The organism is Aceticella sp. 75b-Ac, from assembly GCF_056032965.2.
Genome location: NZ_CM190971.1, coordinates 1,563,154 through 1,577,403, shown reverse-complemented (window position 1 = coordinate 1,577,403; position 14,250 = coordinate 1,563,154). Strand labels below are relative to the sequence as shown.

The window sequence follows — 14,250 nt, the reverse complement described above, 5'->3', positions numbered from 1 at the left end:
ATATAATATCATAAAAATGCTATAAATGATGTGATAAAAATCACATCATTTATTCAACGTTATTCTATATATGTTATCATTATATTAAATGAAATTAAGAAACCAAAGTTACGTTTATTTAAATATATTTAATAGCCTTAGCTGGGCATCTTTCAATTGTTAGCTTTATCTCATCATTCTCATCTGATTTTAAAACTTTTTTAGAAACCTTAGCTTTTTTATTTTCAATAGTAAAATTATCTGGTGATATTTTTGTACATAATCCACAACCAATACAGTATTGCTCATCTACAGTAAGCACATTTCCATCGACTAATAAATTCTCCATAGGTATTTCTTCTTTTTTTACTAATTTTGATGTAATATAAGCTATAATAAAAATTGAAATAGTAGTTAAAATCCATCTTAAAGCCATAAATTTAGGTCCTAAGAATTTAGATTCATTTGCAAGCATAGGTATTTTAATTACTGCCCATGTGCTTAAAATAACCACAATATTTGCAACACTTGCTCCTTTTTTTAAAAGCATTTTACACATTGGAAAAGCTGCATATATAGGTCCTGCGGAGAAGCTTCCAAGTAAAAAGGAAAATATAGAGCCTTTAAATCCTGAACCTTCACCTAATGAATTTTCTATTGTTTTCTTAGGAACCCATGCTTCAATAAGAGAAGTTAATAATATTATTACCGGCATTATTATAAGCATTTCTTTTACATAATATAAGCTATTATTTAGTGACTGAACAGCTTTGATTGGCATTAAAACTGATAATATAAAATAAGTTAGAACAACTAATACTAAAAAACTGTTATTTTTTATTTTTTGTATAACTATACTCATATGATAACCCCCATTAATAAAGCAATTATAATAGCAAACACAAAACTTAAAAAATTTCTTGTTAGAGCAAACTTTAATCCAAATTCTCTTTTTTCAAGAGGGAAAGTAACAACACCTACCATGGTCAATGTAGTTAAAAATGCAACTACAGGAACTATATTTGCACCTGCATTTACAAGAGAACCTACAAGAGGGAAAGCAACAAAGGCTGGTATTAAAGTTATGCATCCTACGAATGCTGAAACAATTGTAGATATAAAAATATTTGACTGTCCCATATATTGTTTTATTATGTCGGGAGGAATAAATGTTAATATCAAACCTATAAGAAAAAGTATCCCTATTATCTCTCCTATCATGCTTTTCATCATTCCACTTGACATTTTAATAGAATCAAATGTTTTATCCTTGTCTTTAATGATCGACCAAATAAACCATACTAAGGTAATAATCCAAAGTATTACAGTAACTATATCCATGCTATATCCCCTTTCAAAATATCTTTATATGTATTATAATTTAGATTAAGCCATTAATCAGTTACTATGGTTACTAATTTCTAAGGAGTTAATAAAATATATGAAAAATTATATAGACTTTCTTAAAAATATAGATTTATTCAAATGCTTCTCTCATGAAGAAATGGATAGTTTATTTACTGATAATTTATATAAAGTTAAACATTATAAAAAGAATTCAGTGATATATTTTCAAAATGAAAAATGTATGAGTTTAGACATTATTTTAAAGGGAACTGTATTAGTTCAAAAAATCGATTCAAAAGGTAATGTATTAACTATAAGTAATTTTATTATTGGCGATATTTTGGGAGGAAATTTACTCTTTTCACATAAAAATTATTATCCTATGACTGTCCTTGCTAAGACTGACTCAACTATACTCCACATAAAGAAGGATTTAATTTTAAAATTTTGCCAAACTAATATTGATTTTTTAAAAAAGTTTCTTCAGACAATTTCAGATAAAACCTTAATATTAACAGATAAAATTGAAACTTTATCCATGAAAACCATAAGACAACGCATAATTGACTTTTTAATATTTGAAAGCTATTCTCAAAATAGTAAAACTATCAAGTTAGGGATTACAAAAAAAGAACTGGCTGAAAAGTTTGGGATTCAAAGACCTTCTCTTTCCCGGGAATTAAATAAAATGAGACAAGATGGATTAATTAGATATGATTCTAAATCCATAACAATAATTGATATGGATTTATTAACACGAACAGCAAAAGAAATAAATTAGTTAATCATAGAATTATTTTTTATTTATAGCATTATTAAGAGCTATAAGTAAATCTTCTAAATTTACGTTATATTTTCGAGCAGCCTGCTCGATACTCATATAAAGAGAGCTGCCTCATGCATAATAATTTATCCCCATATTCCTTAATACATATGCGGTGTCTGGATATTTCCTCAGCATATCAAACAACATCGTATTTTTATTAATCACATTGATACCCTCCCCTCGTTTTTGGGATATATACCTATTATATTATATTTTCTTATAATACTCAATATTTATTTTAAATATTTTATCTACTTTTTGCATATCTTCAAAAATGCTAATAATATGATATAATACTTATAAAAAGTAATATACTAATAGGGAGAATTTTAAAAAAACACATATATAAGTTTAAAATGTAAAAGGGGATATAACATTGTATAATCTTGAGGATATTAATATAATAAATACAAAAAATATATATTACAACTTTTCTGTATCAAGGCTTGTTGAAGAAATCATCAGAAGAAATGAAGGAATATTTGTAGATAATGGTGCGATAAATATTAATACAGGGAAATATACAGGACGCTCGCCTAAGGATAAATTCATTGTTGATGAATCTGAGGTGCATAACGAAATATGGTGGGAAAATAATGAGGCTATATCAATAGAAAATTTTGAAAAGTTGTATAATAGGGTTACAGCATATCTGCAAAATCGCGATTTATTTATTTTTGACGGATTTGTCGGAGCAGACCCTTCTTACAGGTTGCCTATACGGCTTATTAATGAATATGCATATCAGAATCTCTTTGGGCATCAGTTATTTATTCGTCCTACAGGTGAAGAATTAAAAACGCATAAAGCAGAATTTACAATAATTACTGTTCCGGGTTTTAATGCGATACCGGGTCTGGATGGGGTTAATTCTGAAGCATTTATAGTTATAAGCTTTACAAAAAAAATTATAATTATTGGAAGTACACAATATGCCGGTGAAATAAAAAAATCAGTATTCTCAGTTATGAATTATCTGATGGTTAAACATAGTATCATGCCTATGCACTGTTCCGCCAATGTTGGAAAGGATAAGGATACTGCTCTTTTTTTTGGTCTATCTGGTACGGGAAAGACAACATTATCCGCAGATTCTGAGAGATTCTTAATTGGTGATGATGAGCATGGTTGGTCGGATAATGGAATATTCAACTTTGAAGGCGGATGCTATGCAAAGTGTATAAATCTTTCAAAAGAAAAAGAACCACAAATATGGAATGCAATAAAATTTGGTACAATTTTAGAAAATGTTGTTTATGATGATAATACCAGAAAATTACATTACAGCAGCAAAGCAATTACAGAAAATACAAGAGCAGCTTATCCGATAGATTACATACCGGGTGCTGTAATCTCCGGCATAGGTGGACATCCGAAGACGATTGTTTTTCTCACAGCAGATGCTTTTGGTGTACTGCCTCCAATATCGAGATTATCAAAAGAACAAGCTATGTATTATTTTATATCAGGCTATACCAGCAAATTAGCAGGAACGGAAAGAGGAATAACAACCCCTGAAGCGACATTTTCAGCATGTTTTGCCGCACCGTTCCTTCCCCTTCATCCAATGGTTTATGCAAAATTACTTGGTGAAAAAATTGATAAATATAATTCAAAGGTGTATCTTATAAATACAGGATGGTCAGGAGGACCGTACGGCATAGGTAAGCGTATAGACTTAGCATACACAAGGTCAATGGTAAGTGCTGTACTGAGAGGTGACCTGAACAATGTCGAATATATCAAAGACCCTGTATTTAATCTGTCAATACCAAAATCATGCCCGAATGTACCATATGAAATTCTAAATCCGATAAATACATGGAAAGATAAAGAGGCTTATAATCTTCAGGCAAAAAATCTTGCAAGGAAATTTTTTGAAAATATTAACAGTTACAATATTATACCAGAAGAAATAAAAAATGCTGGTCCCAATGTATGAAGTCTGTTAAAATAAATACAGAATGGAGCAATCAATATGGATAGGCTTGATTATCTAAGAAAGATACCTTATTTTGATGAACTTAATAATAAATCTCTTGAACAAATAGACAAGATTTTTACAATAAAATTCTTTAAGAGAAATTCCATACTTTACATGGAAGGAGATAAAGGTGAAGCCGTATATTTTGTAAAATCAGGGAAGGTAAAGATATCAAAAACTTCTTCGACAGGCAAAGAGCATATTATAAAAATTATGGAGGAAGGGGATATTTTTGCGGAATCGGTATTGTTTGTCGGCGGAAGATATCCGGGAACTGCGGAAACGATAGAAGATTCTGAGATAATCATACTGAAGAACGCTGATATAGAGAGACTGATACTTAATAATAATGAAATAGCATTATTGATAATAAAATTAATGGCTAAAAGATTGCAAAATGTAGCTCTTATAATAGAAAATCTTGCGTTAAGGAATTCCCTTGGCAGGACAGTATCGGTTCTTTTGACTTTTGCTAAAGAAAAGGGAATAAAAACAAAAGAAGGAGTTCTGCTGGAAATTAATCTGAATAGGCAGGACCTTGCAAATATTATTGGTACGACAAGGGAAAATCTTATAAGAATCTTAAGCCAGCTGGATAAAAATGATATAATTAAGCTTGATAAGCATAAAATAATAATTAAGGATGTAAAAAGGCTTAAAGACATGCTGTGATATACCTTTCAAAGATACGGAAATGACCTTAAGCGACTGCATGTAGTTAAAAAGAAGTACGTTCAAAAAATACGTACTTCTTAGAATAACTATATATCCATTTTATTATTAATTACCCATAAACATTTTTAAATCATCTTCTACATTGGTGATTCCAGCGATACCAAAGTTCTTTACAAGTACACTTGTAACATTTGGTGATAAAAATGCCGGCAATGTCGGTCCTAAGTGAATATTCTTAACCCCAAGGTATAAGAGTGCCAGCAGCACGGTTACAGCTTTCTGTTCATACCATGATATATTGTACGATATAGGTAGTTTGTTGACATCATCCAGTCCGAATACTTCTTTAAGTTTGAGAGCAATTAAAGCCAATGAGTATGAGTCATTGCACTGTCCGGCATCAAGTATTCTCGGAATCCCGTTTATATCACCAAGATTTAATTTGTTATATCTGTATTTTGCACAGCCCGCTGTAAGAATGACTGTATCCTTTGGAAGTGCTTTTGCAAATTCCGTATAATATTCTCTATTCTTCATTCTTCCGTCGCAGCCCGCCATTACAAAGAACCTTTTTATAGCTCCGGATTTTACAGCTTCCACCACCTTGTCTGCAAGGCTTAACACCTGATTATGGGCAAATCCGCCGATTATCTCTCCTTTTTCAATTTCAACAGGAGGCTTGCACTTTTTTGCATGTTCAATAATCTTTGAAAAATCCTTCTTTCCATCAGCGCCTGCAGAAATATGCTTTACTCCTTCAAATCCGACAACGCCCGTCGTGTAAACCCTGTCCTTATAAGAATCCTTAGGCGGAATCAGGCAGTTTGTCGTCATCAAAATTGGACCATTGAAGCTTTCAAACTCCTTGTCCTGCAGCCACCATGCGTTGCCATAGTTTCCTACAAAGTTAGGATATTTCTTAAATGCAGGATAGTAGTGTGCAGGAAGCATTTCACCATGTGTATATACATCAACGCCCGTACCCTGTGTCTGCTCAAGAAGCTCTTCGATATCTTTAAAGTCATGTCCACTTATTAATATACCAGGATTATTTCTTACACCAATATTAACTTTTGTTATTTCTGGATTTCCATATGTTGATGTATTTGCCTTATCAAGAAGCGCCATAACCTCAACGCCATATTTACCTGTTTCCATCGAAAGTGCTACATAACTATCTGCTGATAAACTGTCGTCTATAGTTGCAGACAGAGCCTTTTCCATAAATTCAAATATTTTTTCATTTTTATATCCCAGCTGATATGCATGATATGCATATGCTGCAATACCTTTTACACCATATGTTATAAGTCCTCTTAATGACCTGATATCTTCATTTTCAGTAGAAAGTATACCTACTTTTGCAGCTTTCTTATCAAATTCCTCAACTGAATCAGCAGTCCATGTTACTGCGTCAGGGAGATCATATAAATTTATACCTGCGTTTTTAAGTTGCTTTATAATTTCATCTCTAAGTGCAAGTCCTTCTTTTATTTTTTCTACAAAATAATTTTTATCAAAGTTAACGTTTGTAATTGTTGCGAACAATCCCTCGGATAAGAATTTGTCCGTTTTTTCGTTGTTTAGGTCTACTTTTCTTGCTTTTTCATTTACATAAGCTATCCCCTTCAATGTGTAAATCAACAGGTCTTGAAGATTTGCCACATTTTCAGGTTTGCCGCATACACCTCTTGATGTGCAGCCTGTGCCTTTTGCAGTTTCTTGACATTGAAAACAAAACATACTCATAATTATACCTCCTCATATTTTTGAAAATTCATTGTTTATTTTTATTCTGTATTTATATAATAAATTAAAATACTTAAACATTCTGTGACAAATATCACACTACGTAAAATAATTTGATTAACTCTTATTTGTGAAAGGTAATTTAACATATTCTTAACAAAAGCAGCTTGTTTTATAATCTGTAATTTTATATAATCGAGTACAAAAGGAGGTATTTTAATGGGAAGTAAAAAAAATATTTTGTATTTTATATGCACAGGTAATTCTTGTAGAAGTCAAATGGCAGAAGGCTTTGGGAAATATTATGGAAAAGATGAATTCGAAATATACAGTGGTGGCGTTGAAACACATGGTTTAAATCCTAAAGCTGTACAAGTAATGAAAGAAATAGGTATTGACATAAGTAATCAAACTTCTGATTTGTTAGATGAAAATATACTTTTCAAAGCTAATTACGTTATAACCTTATGTGGTGATGCAAGAGATAAATGTCCTGCACTGCCTTCATCAATCCAAAGCATGCATTGGGACCTTGATGACCCGGCAAGAGCAACGGGAACAGAAGAAGAAGTCTTAAATAAATTCCGTACAACAAGAGATATTATTGGAGAAAAAGTAAAAAAGTTAATAGAAGATATAAAAAATCATAGAACAAATTAGGGGGAAAAAAATATGGTTGGTGCTGTGTGATTTAAGGATCAGCCATTTTTTATATACTCATAAAAGTTATAAAAAAAATGTTTGTGGACATATTAAATATGAGGTGATTTTATGCGCTCAATGTGGAAAGGTGCAATAAGTTTTGGACTTGTAAGTATCCCGATAAAATTGTATACAGCAACAGAAGACCATACGATACATTTTAGACAGCTTCATAGAGACTGTAAGTCGCCAATAAAATATGAAAAAATATGCCCTATATGCAACAGGTCTGTTTCTGATGACGAAATAGTAAGAGGGTATGAATATGAGCCCGGCAAATTCGTAATTATAGATGATGAAGACTTAGAGAGAATACCCATGTCAACAGTTAAAAGCATTGACATAGTAGATTTTACCGATATGGGGCAGATAGATCCTATATATTACGATAAAACATATTTTATAGTGCCGGAAGACATTGGAACTAAGCCATATATTCTTTTGATAGATTCAATGAAAGCCACAAACCGTGTTGCGATAGCAAAGGTTGTAATAAGGTCAAAGCAGGACCTTGCATGTATAAGAGTATATAATGAAAAATACATGGTTATGGAAACAATGCATTTTCCTGATGAAATAAAAAGTACAAAGCAGCTTCCTCCTTTAAGAGAAGTCAGCTTACATGAGGATGAAATAAAAATGGCAAAACAGCTGATTGATACACTTACATCTGAATTTAAACCTGAAAAGTATGATGATAATTATAGAAAATCACTTATTGAAATTATTGAGTCAAAGATACAGAATAGGAATGTAGAAATCCCCGAAAAAGCACCTGCAGCTGATAATGTTCTTGACTTAGTAAGTGCTTTAAAAGCGAGTATTGAATCGGTAAAAAATGAAAATGAAGAAAAACCAAAAAGAGGCCGCAAAAGAAAAGGTGCATAAAAAGAAGGAGAAAATACTATGTCAATGATGGATGAAAGAATATCCCCTATGCTGGCATCATCTGGTGAACCATTTGAAAATCCTGATTGGATATATGAAATAAAGTGGGACGGCTCTAGAACAATCGCTTTTCTTTCAGATAAAACGCGCCTTCAAGATAGAAGGCTTGTTGATATAACTTATCAATTTCCTGATCTATCATTACTTCACAAACATATAAAAGCAAGAGAAGCAATACTTGACGGTGAGCTTATTGTTTTAAAAAACGGGAAACCCAGCTATAAAAGCATTATGTCAAGAAAACATCAGCAAAATTTAATAAAAATAAATCTTTTAAGCAAAACAATGCCCGCTGTTTTTATAACTTGGGACATACTATATCTCGACGGCAAACCACTTATTGAGTTGCCATTGATTGAAAGAAAATCCTACCTGAAAAAAGTATTTAAACAAAGCGAAATTGTGAAAATATCTGATTTTATATTTGAACACGGAAAAATCCTTTTTGAAGAAACGGGTAAAAAGGGTCTCGAAGGAGTTATGGCCAAAAAAGCTGATTCAAAATATTTGATAGGCAAAAGAAGCAGGCTTTGGCTAAAACTCAAGCACTTTATTGTATTAAATGCTGTTATTATTGGATACAGAACGGATAAGACTGCTCTTATTTTAGGACTTTATGATGATGAAAATAATCTGATACAGATCGGAAGCTGTGAATCCGGTCTATCTCATAAAGAACTATCGGCATTTTATGAAGTTGTAGATGATATAAAAGTTTTAGATGATTATTACAAATATAAAGAAAAAAATGTACAGTGGTTAAAACCAATACTTACATGCAAAGTCAGGTTTATGGAATGGTCTGAAAATATGAAGATGAGAGCTCCTTCTTTTATTCAATTTGAATATAATGTTAGGCCTGAAGAATGCAGATTTGAATAAAACATGCCATAAAAAAATAATTGAAAAGAATAATTTAGATTTTATGTAACAATATACATATATTGTTGCTTTTTTAGATATAGTTATATTTATTTCCCCTTTATTTAATATAATACGACAAAAAAACAAAAATTCCTGCAAAACCATAAAATTTTTATATCTAATTTCAAAAAGTTTCAATATAAAAAGCTACCCCTAACTCCAATATTATAGGTTAGGGGTAGTCCGATTTTATAATTGTACAGTTGAATACAATTCGTCTTTTTGGTCTTGATTTATACCAATATAGCGAAGCGTTATGCTTTGGGAACTATGGTTAAAAGTATCCATTATTAAACCAATATTGTATTTTGACATTTGATATGTCCAGTATCCCCAAGTTTTTCTCAAGCTATATGTACCGAAATTTTCTATGCCAATGATATTTGCTGCTTCTTTTAAAACACGATACACCTGGACACGGCTAAGATGCCCACCTTTCTGGCTAAAGAAAAGATATCTGTCATCTGAAAGATTCTGGCTGCTAAAATATGAAATAATAGCTTTACGCAATGTCGCATTTAATTTAATCTTTTTTTCCTTACCCGTTTTCTTTTCTTTTAAAACAAGATATTCACGAAATTGTCCATTGCTATTAAAAATATCATTCACTCTTAAAGAGATAATATCACTAATTCTTAAACCTGTATTTATACCAAATTTAAAAAGTAATGCATACTTAGGGTTATATCCATTAAGAAATTGGTACATTTGTTTAATTTTGTTTTTGTCTCTAATAGGTTCAACTGTCATTATAGCACTCCCTTATGTAGCATTTAACATTAATATTTTAAAAAATAATACATAGAAATTCAAGTGTATTTTTTATCCATTTAATATTTTTTTTCTCTGAATGCCTGTAATTAAACGTTTTTTTAATCAATAGAAGTAACAATATATGTATATTGTTACATTTATTCGGATAAATAAAATACTTTAATGGGGAATTTTATATTTTGTATATAAAAAATAAATGTTTGTAAAATTCCATGATAATGTAATTTATTGCGTACCTCTAAAAAACGAAAATTGGGGGGATACATAATGTTGTTTACTGCTTTTGATATTGAAGAAGCAATAACAAAGGCAAAAGCCTTTTATAAGTGCGATGAAAAGAATTTAAAGATACAAACCATAAAAAACCCGTATCGAAGGTTTTGGGGTTTGGTAAATAAACCAGGAGAATTTCGCATTGAATATATAGATATAGAGCCTAAAATTCAAAAAAAGAAATTGATAAAAAAAGAGGATGGTAAAGTACAGATATTATCAGGCAAAATACAGGTAACAGATCCTTCGTCTGAAGGAAAATATGCTTCAATTATAGCTGATGATCCGAACGTTGAAGTATACATTAACGGTAAAAGAATAACTGGTATTGCTATTGTTACAGAAAAAGACCGCATAGATTTAAAAGCTAAAAACATCGATCCTTCTACCGTGATCAAGGTTGATATATCCAGTGACAAGCTAAAAGCAATCTTAACTGTAGAAAAAAAAGCAGGAAGAAAGTATTTTGTCAAAGATACCCAATCTGAAAACTCGATATATATCCGCTCAGAATATGATGAAATTCCTGCACCCAATGTTACAGTTGAACAGTGCATATCAGAGCTTATAAAAGCAAATGTCCAGATGAAATTTATTAATATTCAGGCTATCTATGACCTTGTAAATTCTCCTGACGGCGGTAGTTCCGTTGTTGCAGAGGGAAAACCACCTGTGCATGGGCTGAACAGCAAAATAAAATACTTATTTCAAAACAGTAATTACCGTAATCCAGCTTTTGAAACAAACGAAAAAGTTGATTTATTAAGCCATACTATAATACCTACTGTAAACATTGGTGAAGTATTGGCTATAAAAATTATGCCTGCTATGCCAGGTACTGATGGTGAATCAGTAACAGGCGAAATTCTTAAGGCATATCAAGGCAAAGATTTACCACTTAAAGCTGGTAACGGAACTGTTTTACTGGAAAGCAATACAAAAATTGTCGCCATCGCTTCGGGAAGACCTATATTTAAAAATGGAATTGTTAGTGTTGTGCCTGTCTTAACCATACAGCATGACGTTGATGTGGAAACAGGAAATGTCTATTTTGACGGAGATATAGTTATTAAAGGCAATATTATGGACAATATGCAAGTTGAAGCAAAAGGGAATATTATCATCTACGGTAATGTAAATCATGCAAATATTACTACCAATTATAATATTGAAGTTTACGGTAATATAATTGGAAGTACAGTACGAGCAGGAATAAGTTCAATCAATTATTTAGGTATTTTGCCTAAAATGGAACAGATACATGGTATATTAAAAGAATTATGTGATAAAGTTAGCACTGTAAAACCAGTCAATTATTCACAAATAGACAACCAATTAATACAAATTGTAAATAGTAGTAGTGAAAAATTAAAGAAATGCATTGACGATATTAAAAATTTATTTGCAATCTTGGCAGATGAAGATGTCAAAAAAGTAAGTTTAATTTTAAATAAAATCCAAACACTTTTCTTACATATAAATACAGATTTTATTAATATTATTAAACAAATATATTTGATTGACAAAGATGTAAACAACTATATCACCGAAATAAAAAAAATATATGATAAACAGGCAAATATTATTTTTCACTATGCTCAAAACTCTTTCATTCAAGCTAATGGTAATATTCTCGTAAAAGGTCAAGGATGTTATCAAACCAAGCTGATTGCCAGAAACGCTATTGTATTCCAGCAGCCATCGAGTTTAGTTAGAGGTGGAATTTTGATTGCAGGCAAAAACATAAAAATGGGGATTGTTGGTTCACCATCTGGTATCACTACCTATTGCAGAGTATTAGACAAGAATGGCAGAATAAGCGCTGTACATTGTTATGATAAAACAATACTTAATATAAATGATAACCTAAAGAAAGTCGAGCATGGTTTTCCATCCTCAGATTACATAAAAAACAGAATGTAAGGGGGTTAAATTTATGAAAAGACACAGGCATAAAAAAGGCAAAAGCTTTCACTTTAAATACAAAAAATTTCTACTTTTAAACTGCATAGTAAAAATATTTAATTATACTTTATTCATAGTTCAGTCAAGTATTATTATATTGCTACATTTACTGCTGAATCTTAAAGACGCATATACTGTCGCTCACTGTATGCATGTTATGAGACTTGCCGTTAGTTTTGCAGAGTACAATAACTATTCAGTTGCTCAGATAAAGTTGTTGAAGTACTCAGCTCTACTTCATGATATTGGGAAACTTGCTATTTCTAAAAGAATACTGGCTAAAAATAAAAAACTAACACACGAAGAATACGCCATTATTAAAAAGCACTCATATTATGGATACATTATTGTTAAATACATTGTTGGAAAAAATATTGAAGCTGAAATCATTAAACAGCACCATGAAAGAGTTGATGGCAAAGGGTATCCTGATGGTTTGAGAGACAATGAAATTAATGAATTAAGTAAATTACTTTCGATATGCGATGCCTTTGATGCAATGACAAGTACCCGTTCTTATAGAAAAAAGTTAAGTTTTGAAAATGCTCTTATTGAGCTTCATGCAAACGCTGGAACTCAATTTGACAAAAACATTCTAAATAAATTTATTTATTTTGTTAATTCAAAATCAAATACTTGTGTTACAAAAAAATATAAGCCAGAATAAATCCGGCTTATTTTGTCCAAACTCACTACTTTACCAGTTCTTGCTTCAACAATAGGCTGATAGTGCAAAAAGAACTGATCTTTTTCCAAAGCCAGCCTCAAATCCCTTTTTATTGCGTTAGCAAGTGCTACCTCGCTTCTCATAACCATGTCAAAATATTGGAAACTATCTTTTCCATTTCTTTTAGCCCTGTACATGGCTATATCCGCATTTTCAAGTATAGCCTTTTCACTTTTTCCATGGTCAGGATATATGTTTTGAAATTATCAAGGTCAATAAAAAGTACCGCAGGTTTCTTTCCATTACTTCTTGCATCTGCCATGGCAACTTTGAGTTTATCCATCTTTCAGCTTACCTGATTGTAGAAAAACTTAATTCAGTATATGAGTATGAAGTTGATGCAACTCCAATAGATGAAAATACATATTTACTTTCAAAAATAAGGTCTCATGAAGGAAGGAATTCGGTATCCATATTATGGGATTTGAAAGCAAATGTACTTACATTGGATAGAAAGGATATAGAAGTCAGAGTTGTAAGATTGTCAGCTGATTATCTGTTATTTGTATGTGACAATACTTACTCTTTAAATACAGGGAGTCTTGTTGAGATGAAATTGTTGTTTGAAGATGGCGAAGTATTAACCTTAAACGGCAGAATTACCTACAGTTACTCTGCGTCTGCTACTTCCACATATTATAAATATACTTTTATAAATATCGGAGAAATGACACGGGATAAATTATTCAGGCAGATTTTCAAAAAACAGATCAATTTGCGTAAGCGGTTGAAATTTTCGCACTGATAAAACACTTATGGCTCTTGTGGTAACCAACACAGGCTTAACTTCTTCTCTACTTTTTAAGGTCCAGCCTTCTCTCTATTTACACACCATGCACTCGGTCCAGCATGGGCTCCTTGCATAACTTACAGGGACCTCCTAAGGACCTTGATGACCCGGCAAGAGCAACGGGAACAGAAGAAGAAGTCTTAAATAAATTCCAGTGCTTTGTAGTCTTCTTCCTTAGGAAGACCCTTTATAAAAACAGGTGGAATAATCTCCGCTTTTAGATTTGTAAGCATATCGGATAATTGTTCTATGACACGGCTTCCCCAATATCAGTAACAGTCAAATCAAAATGCTCAACCTTGATACCCTTACTTACTAAAGAAGCTTCTAAATATTCTTCCATATTTTTCACGCTGCCGTGCATTGAGATATATGGAATAACAACGATATTTTTGGTTTTTTTAGATAAAGCTTCTAAAAGGTATCATTATCTCAGCATAATATCTTTTTGCTGCTTTATAAACTTGGCATTTATCAGTGCTATACAAAATTGCTAATATTGTTACTACTTCTTTATCCTAACACATAGGGCTTGCAAACAAAAAAATTCAATAGAGGAGTTCATGCTAATTTTATATTTGACAGGA

Annotated in this window: 14 protein-coding genes and 1 pseudogene; 9 read left to right on the top strand and 6 right to left on the bottom strand. The window is 31.5% G+C overall.

The genetic code is table 11. From position 1 onward, the window contains the following. Nucleotides 1-118: 118 nt before the first annotated feature. Together AC0LWJ_RS08115 and AC0LWJ_RS08110 are read right to left on the bottom strand one after the other, a co-directional pair. Nucleotides 119-841 (bottom strand): permease, encoded by a 723-nt coding sequence (locus AC0LWJ_RS08115; protein ID WP_474238737.1) that lies wholly within the window; start codon nt 839-841, stop codon nt 119-121. Continuing rightward, nucleotides 838-1,320 (bottom strand): permease, encoded by a 483-nt coding sequence (locus tag AC0LWJ_RS08110; RefSeq protein WP_474238736.1) that lies wholly within the window; start codon nt 1,318-1,320, stop codon nt 838-840. Before AC0LWJ_RS08110 ends, AC0LWJ_RS08115 begins: the two co-directional genes overlap by 4 nt. Before the next feature lie 100 nt (nt 1,321-1,420). Here AC0LWJ_RS08110 and AC0LWJ_RS08105 point away from each other — a divergent pair, with 100 nt between their 5' ends. The 3 genes from AC0LWJ_RS08105 to AC0LWJ_RS08095 all read left to right on the top strand — a co-directional run bounded on the left by AC0LWJ_RS08105 (nt 1,421) and on the right by AC0LWJ_RS08095 (nt 4,808). Continuing rightward, on the top strand, nt 1,421-2,107 hold the full coding sequence (locus AC0LWJ_RS08105; RefSeq protein WP_474238734.1) for a Crp/Fnr family transcriptional regulator: 687 nt from the start codon (nt 1,421-1,423) through the stop codon (nt 2,105-2,107). Between the two features lie 421 nt (nt 2,108-2,528). Then, nucleotides 2,529-4,094 (top strand): phosphoenolpyruvate carboxykinase (ATP), encoded by a 1,566-nt coding sequence (gene pckA, locus AC0LWJ_RS08100; RefSeq protein ID WP_474238732.1) that lies wholly within the window; start codon nt 2,529-2,531, stop codon nt 4,092-4,094. Between the two features lie 36 nt (nt 4,095-4,130). Beyond that, a complete protein-coding gene (locus AC0LWJ_RS08095; protein ID WP_474238730.1) occupies nt 4,131-4,808 on the top strand; it encodes a Crp/Fnr family transcriptional regulator in 678 nt (225 codons plus the stop codon). A gap of 108 nt (nt 4,809-4,916) precedes the next feature. Here the strand turns inward: AC0LWJ_RS08095 and hcp are convergent, their stop codons facing one another. Beyond that, nucleotides 4,917-6,560: a hydroxylamine reductase gene (gene hcp, locus AC0LWJ_RS08090; protein ID WP_474238728.1), complete on the bottom strand. Its 1,644-nt coding sequence runs from the start codon at nt 6,558-6,560 to the stop codon at nt 4,917-4,919. A gap of 219 nt (nt 6,561-6,779) precedes the next feature. Between hcp and arsC the strand changes: the two genes are divergently transcribed. The 3 genes from arsC to ligD all read left to right on the top strand — a co-directional run bounded on the left by arsC (nt 6,780) and on the right by ligD (nt 9,092). Further along, nucleotides 6,780-7,220, top strand: a complete 441-nt coding sequence (gene arsC / locus AC0LWJ_RS08085; RefSeq protein ID WP_474238727.1) for an arsenate reductase (thioredoxin) — start codon at nt 6,780-6,782, stop codon at nt 7,218-7,220. 111 nt (nt 7,221-7,331) lie between these two features. Next, the gene (ku, locus tag AC0LWJ_RS08080) at nt 7,332-8,150 is read left to right on the top strand and encodes a non-homologous end joining protein Ku (RefSeq protein ID WP_474238725.1); all 819 of its coding nucleotides are present in this window, start codon (nt 7,332-7,334) and stop codon (nt 8,148-8,150) included. Nucleotides 8,151-8,168: 18 nt separating this feature from the next. Continuing rightward, nucleotides 8,169-9,092: a non-homologous end-joining DNA ligase gene (ligD, locus tag AC0LWJ_RS08075; RefSeq protein WP_474238723.1), complete on the top strand. Its 924-nt coding sequence runs from the start codon at nt 8,169-8,171 to the stop codon at nt 9,090-9,092. 231 nt (nt 9,093-9,323) lie between these two features. On the opposite strand, the gene AC0LWJ_RS08070 is transcribed toward ligD, so the two are convergent. After that, nucleotides 9,324-9,884 carry a tyrosine-type recombinase/integrase gene (locus AC0LWJ_RS08070; RefSeq protein ID WP_474238722.1) on the bottom strand — a complete coding sequence of 187 codons (561 nt, stop codon included), beginning with the start codon at nt 9,882-9,884 and terminating at the stop codon, nt 9,324-9,326. 291 nt (nt 9,885-10,175) lie between these two features. Here AC0LWJ_RS08070 and AC0LWJ_RS08065 point away from each other — a divergent pair, with 291 nt between their 5' ends. Both AC0LWJ_RS08065 and AC0LWJ_RS08060 read left to right on the top strand, forming a co-directional pair. Then, entirely contained in the window at nt 10,176-12,104 is a 1,929-nt protein-coding gene (locus AC0LWJ_RS08065) for a flagellar assembly protein A (RefSeq protein ID WP_474238720.1), read from the top strand. A 13-nt stretch (nt 12,105-12,117) separates the two neighbouring features. Beyond that, nucleotides 12,118-12,813, top strand: coding sequence for an HD-GYP domain-containing protein (locus AC0LWJ_RS08060; RefSeq protein WP_474238719.1), 696 nt, complete (start codon nt 12,118-12,120; stop codon nt 12,811-12,813). Nucleotides 12,814-13,012: 199 nt separating this feature from the next. Here the strand turns inward: AC0LWJ_RS08060 and AC0LWJ_RS08055 are convergent, their stop codons facing one another. Further along, nucleotides 13,013-13,156: a hypothetical protein gene (locus tag AC0LWJ_RS08055; RefSeq protein ID WP_474238718.1), complete on the bottom strand. Its 144-nt coding sequence runs from the start codon at nt 13,154-13,156 to the stop codon at nt 13,013-13,015. 141 nt (nt 13,157-13,297) lie between these two features. Between AC0LWJ_RS08055 and AC0LWJ_RS08050 the strand changes: the two genes are divergently transcribed. Then, nucleotides 13,298-13,618, top strand: coding sequence for a PilZ domain-containing protein (locus AC0LWJ_RS08050; protein ID WP_474238715.1), 321 nt, complete (start codon nt 13,298-13,300; stop codon nt 13,616-13,618). Between the two features lie 185 nt (nt 13,619-13,803). Here the strand turns inward: AC0LWJ_RS08050 and AC0LWJ_RS08045 are convergent. Beyond that, nucleotides 13,804-14,151 (bottom strand): annotated as a pseudogene (locus tag AC0LWJ_RS08045) (hypothetical protein); the annotation flags it as partial. Nucleotides 14,152-14,250: the final 99 nt, after the last annotated feature.

Bases quoted from the DNA above. Each gene is read 5' to 3' on its own strand.
- AC0LWJ_RS08115 (WP_474238737.1), bottom strand. From the start codon at position 841: ATGAGTATAGTTATACAAAAAATAAAAAATAACAGTTTTTTAGTATTA.
- AC0LWJ_RS08110 (WP_474238736.1), bottom strand. From the start codon at position 1,320: ATGGATATAGTTACTGTAATACTTTGGATTATTACCTTAGTATGGTTT.
- AC0LWJ_RS08105 (WP_474238734.1), top strand. From the start codon at position 1,421: ATGAAAAATTATATAGACTTTCTTAAAAATATAGATTTATTCAAATGC.
- AC0LWJ_RS08095 (WP_474238730.1), top strand. From the start codon at position 4,131: ATGGATAGGCTTGATTATCTAAGAAAGATACCTTATTTTGATGAACTT.
- hcp (WP_474238728.1), bottom strand. From the start codon at position 6,560: ATGAGTATGTTTTGTTTTCAATGTCAAGAAACTGCAAAAGGCACAGGC.
- arsC (WP_474238727.1), top strand. From the start codon at position 6,780: ATGGGAAGTAAAAAAAATATTTTGTATTTTATATGCACAGGTAATTCT.
- ku (WP_474238725.1), top strand. From the start codon at position 7,332: ATGCGCTCAATGTGGAAAGGTGCAATAAGTTTTGGACTTGTAAGTATC.
- ligD (WP_474238723.1), top strand. From the start codon at position 8,169: ATGTCAATGATGGATGAAAGAATATCCCCTATGCTGGCATCATCTGGT.
- AC0LWJ_RS08070 (WP_474238722.1), bottom strand. From the start codon at position 9,884: ATGACAGTTGAACCTATTAGAGACAAAAACAAAATTAAACAAATGTAC.
- AC0LWJ_RS08065 (WP_474238720.1), top strand. From the start codon at position 10,176: ATGTTGTTTACTGCTTTTGATATTGAAGAAGCAATAACAAAGGCAAAA.
- AC0LWJ_RS08060 (WP_474238719.1), top strand. From the start codon at position 12,118: ATGAAAAGACACAGGCATAAAAAAGGCAAAAGCTTTCACTTTAAATAC.
- AC0LWJ_RS08055 (WP_474238718.1), bottom strand. From the start codon at position 13,156: ATGGATAAACTCAAAGTTGCCATGGCAGATGCAAGAAGTAATGGAAAG.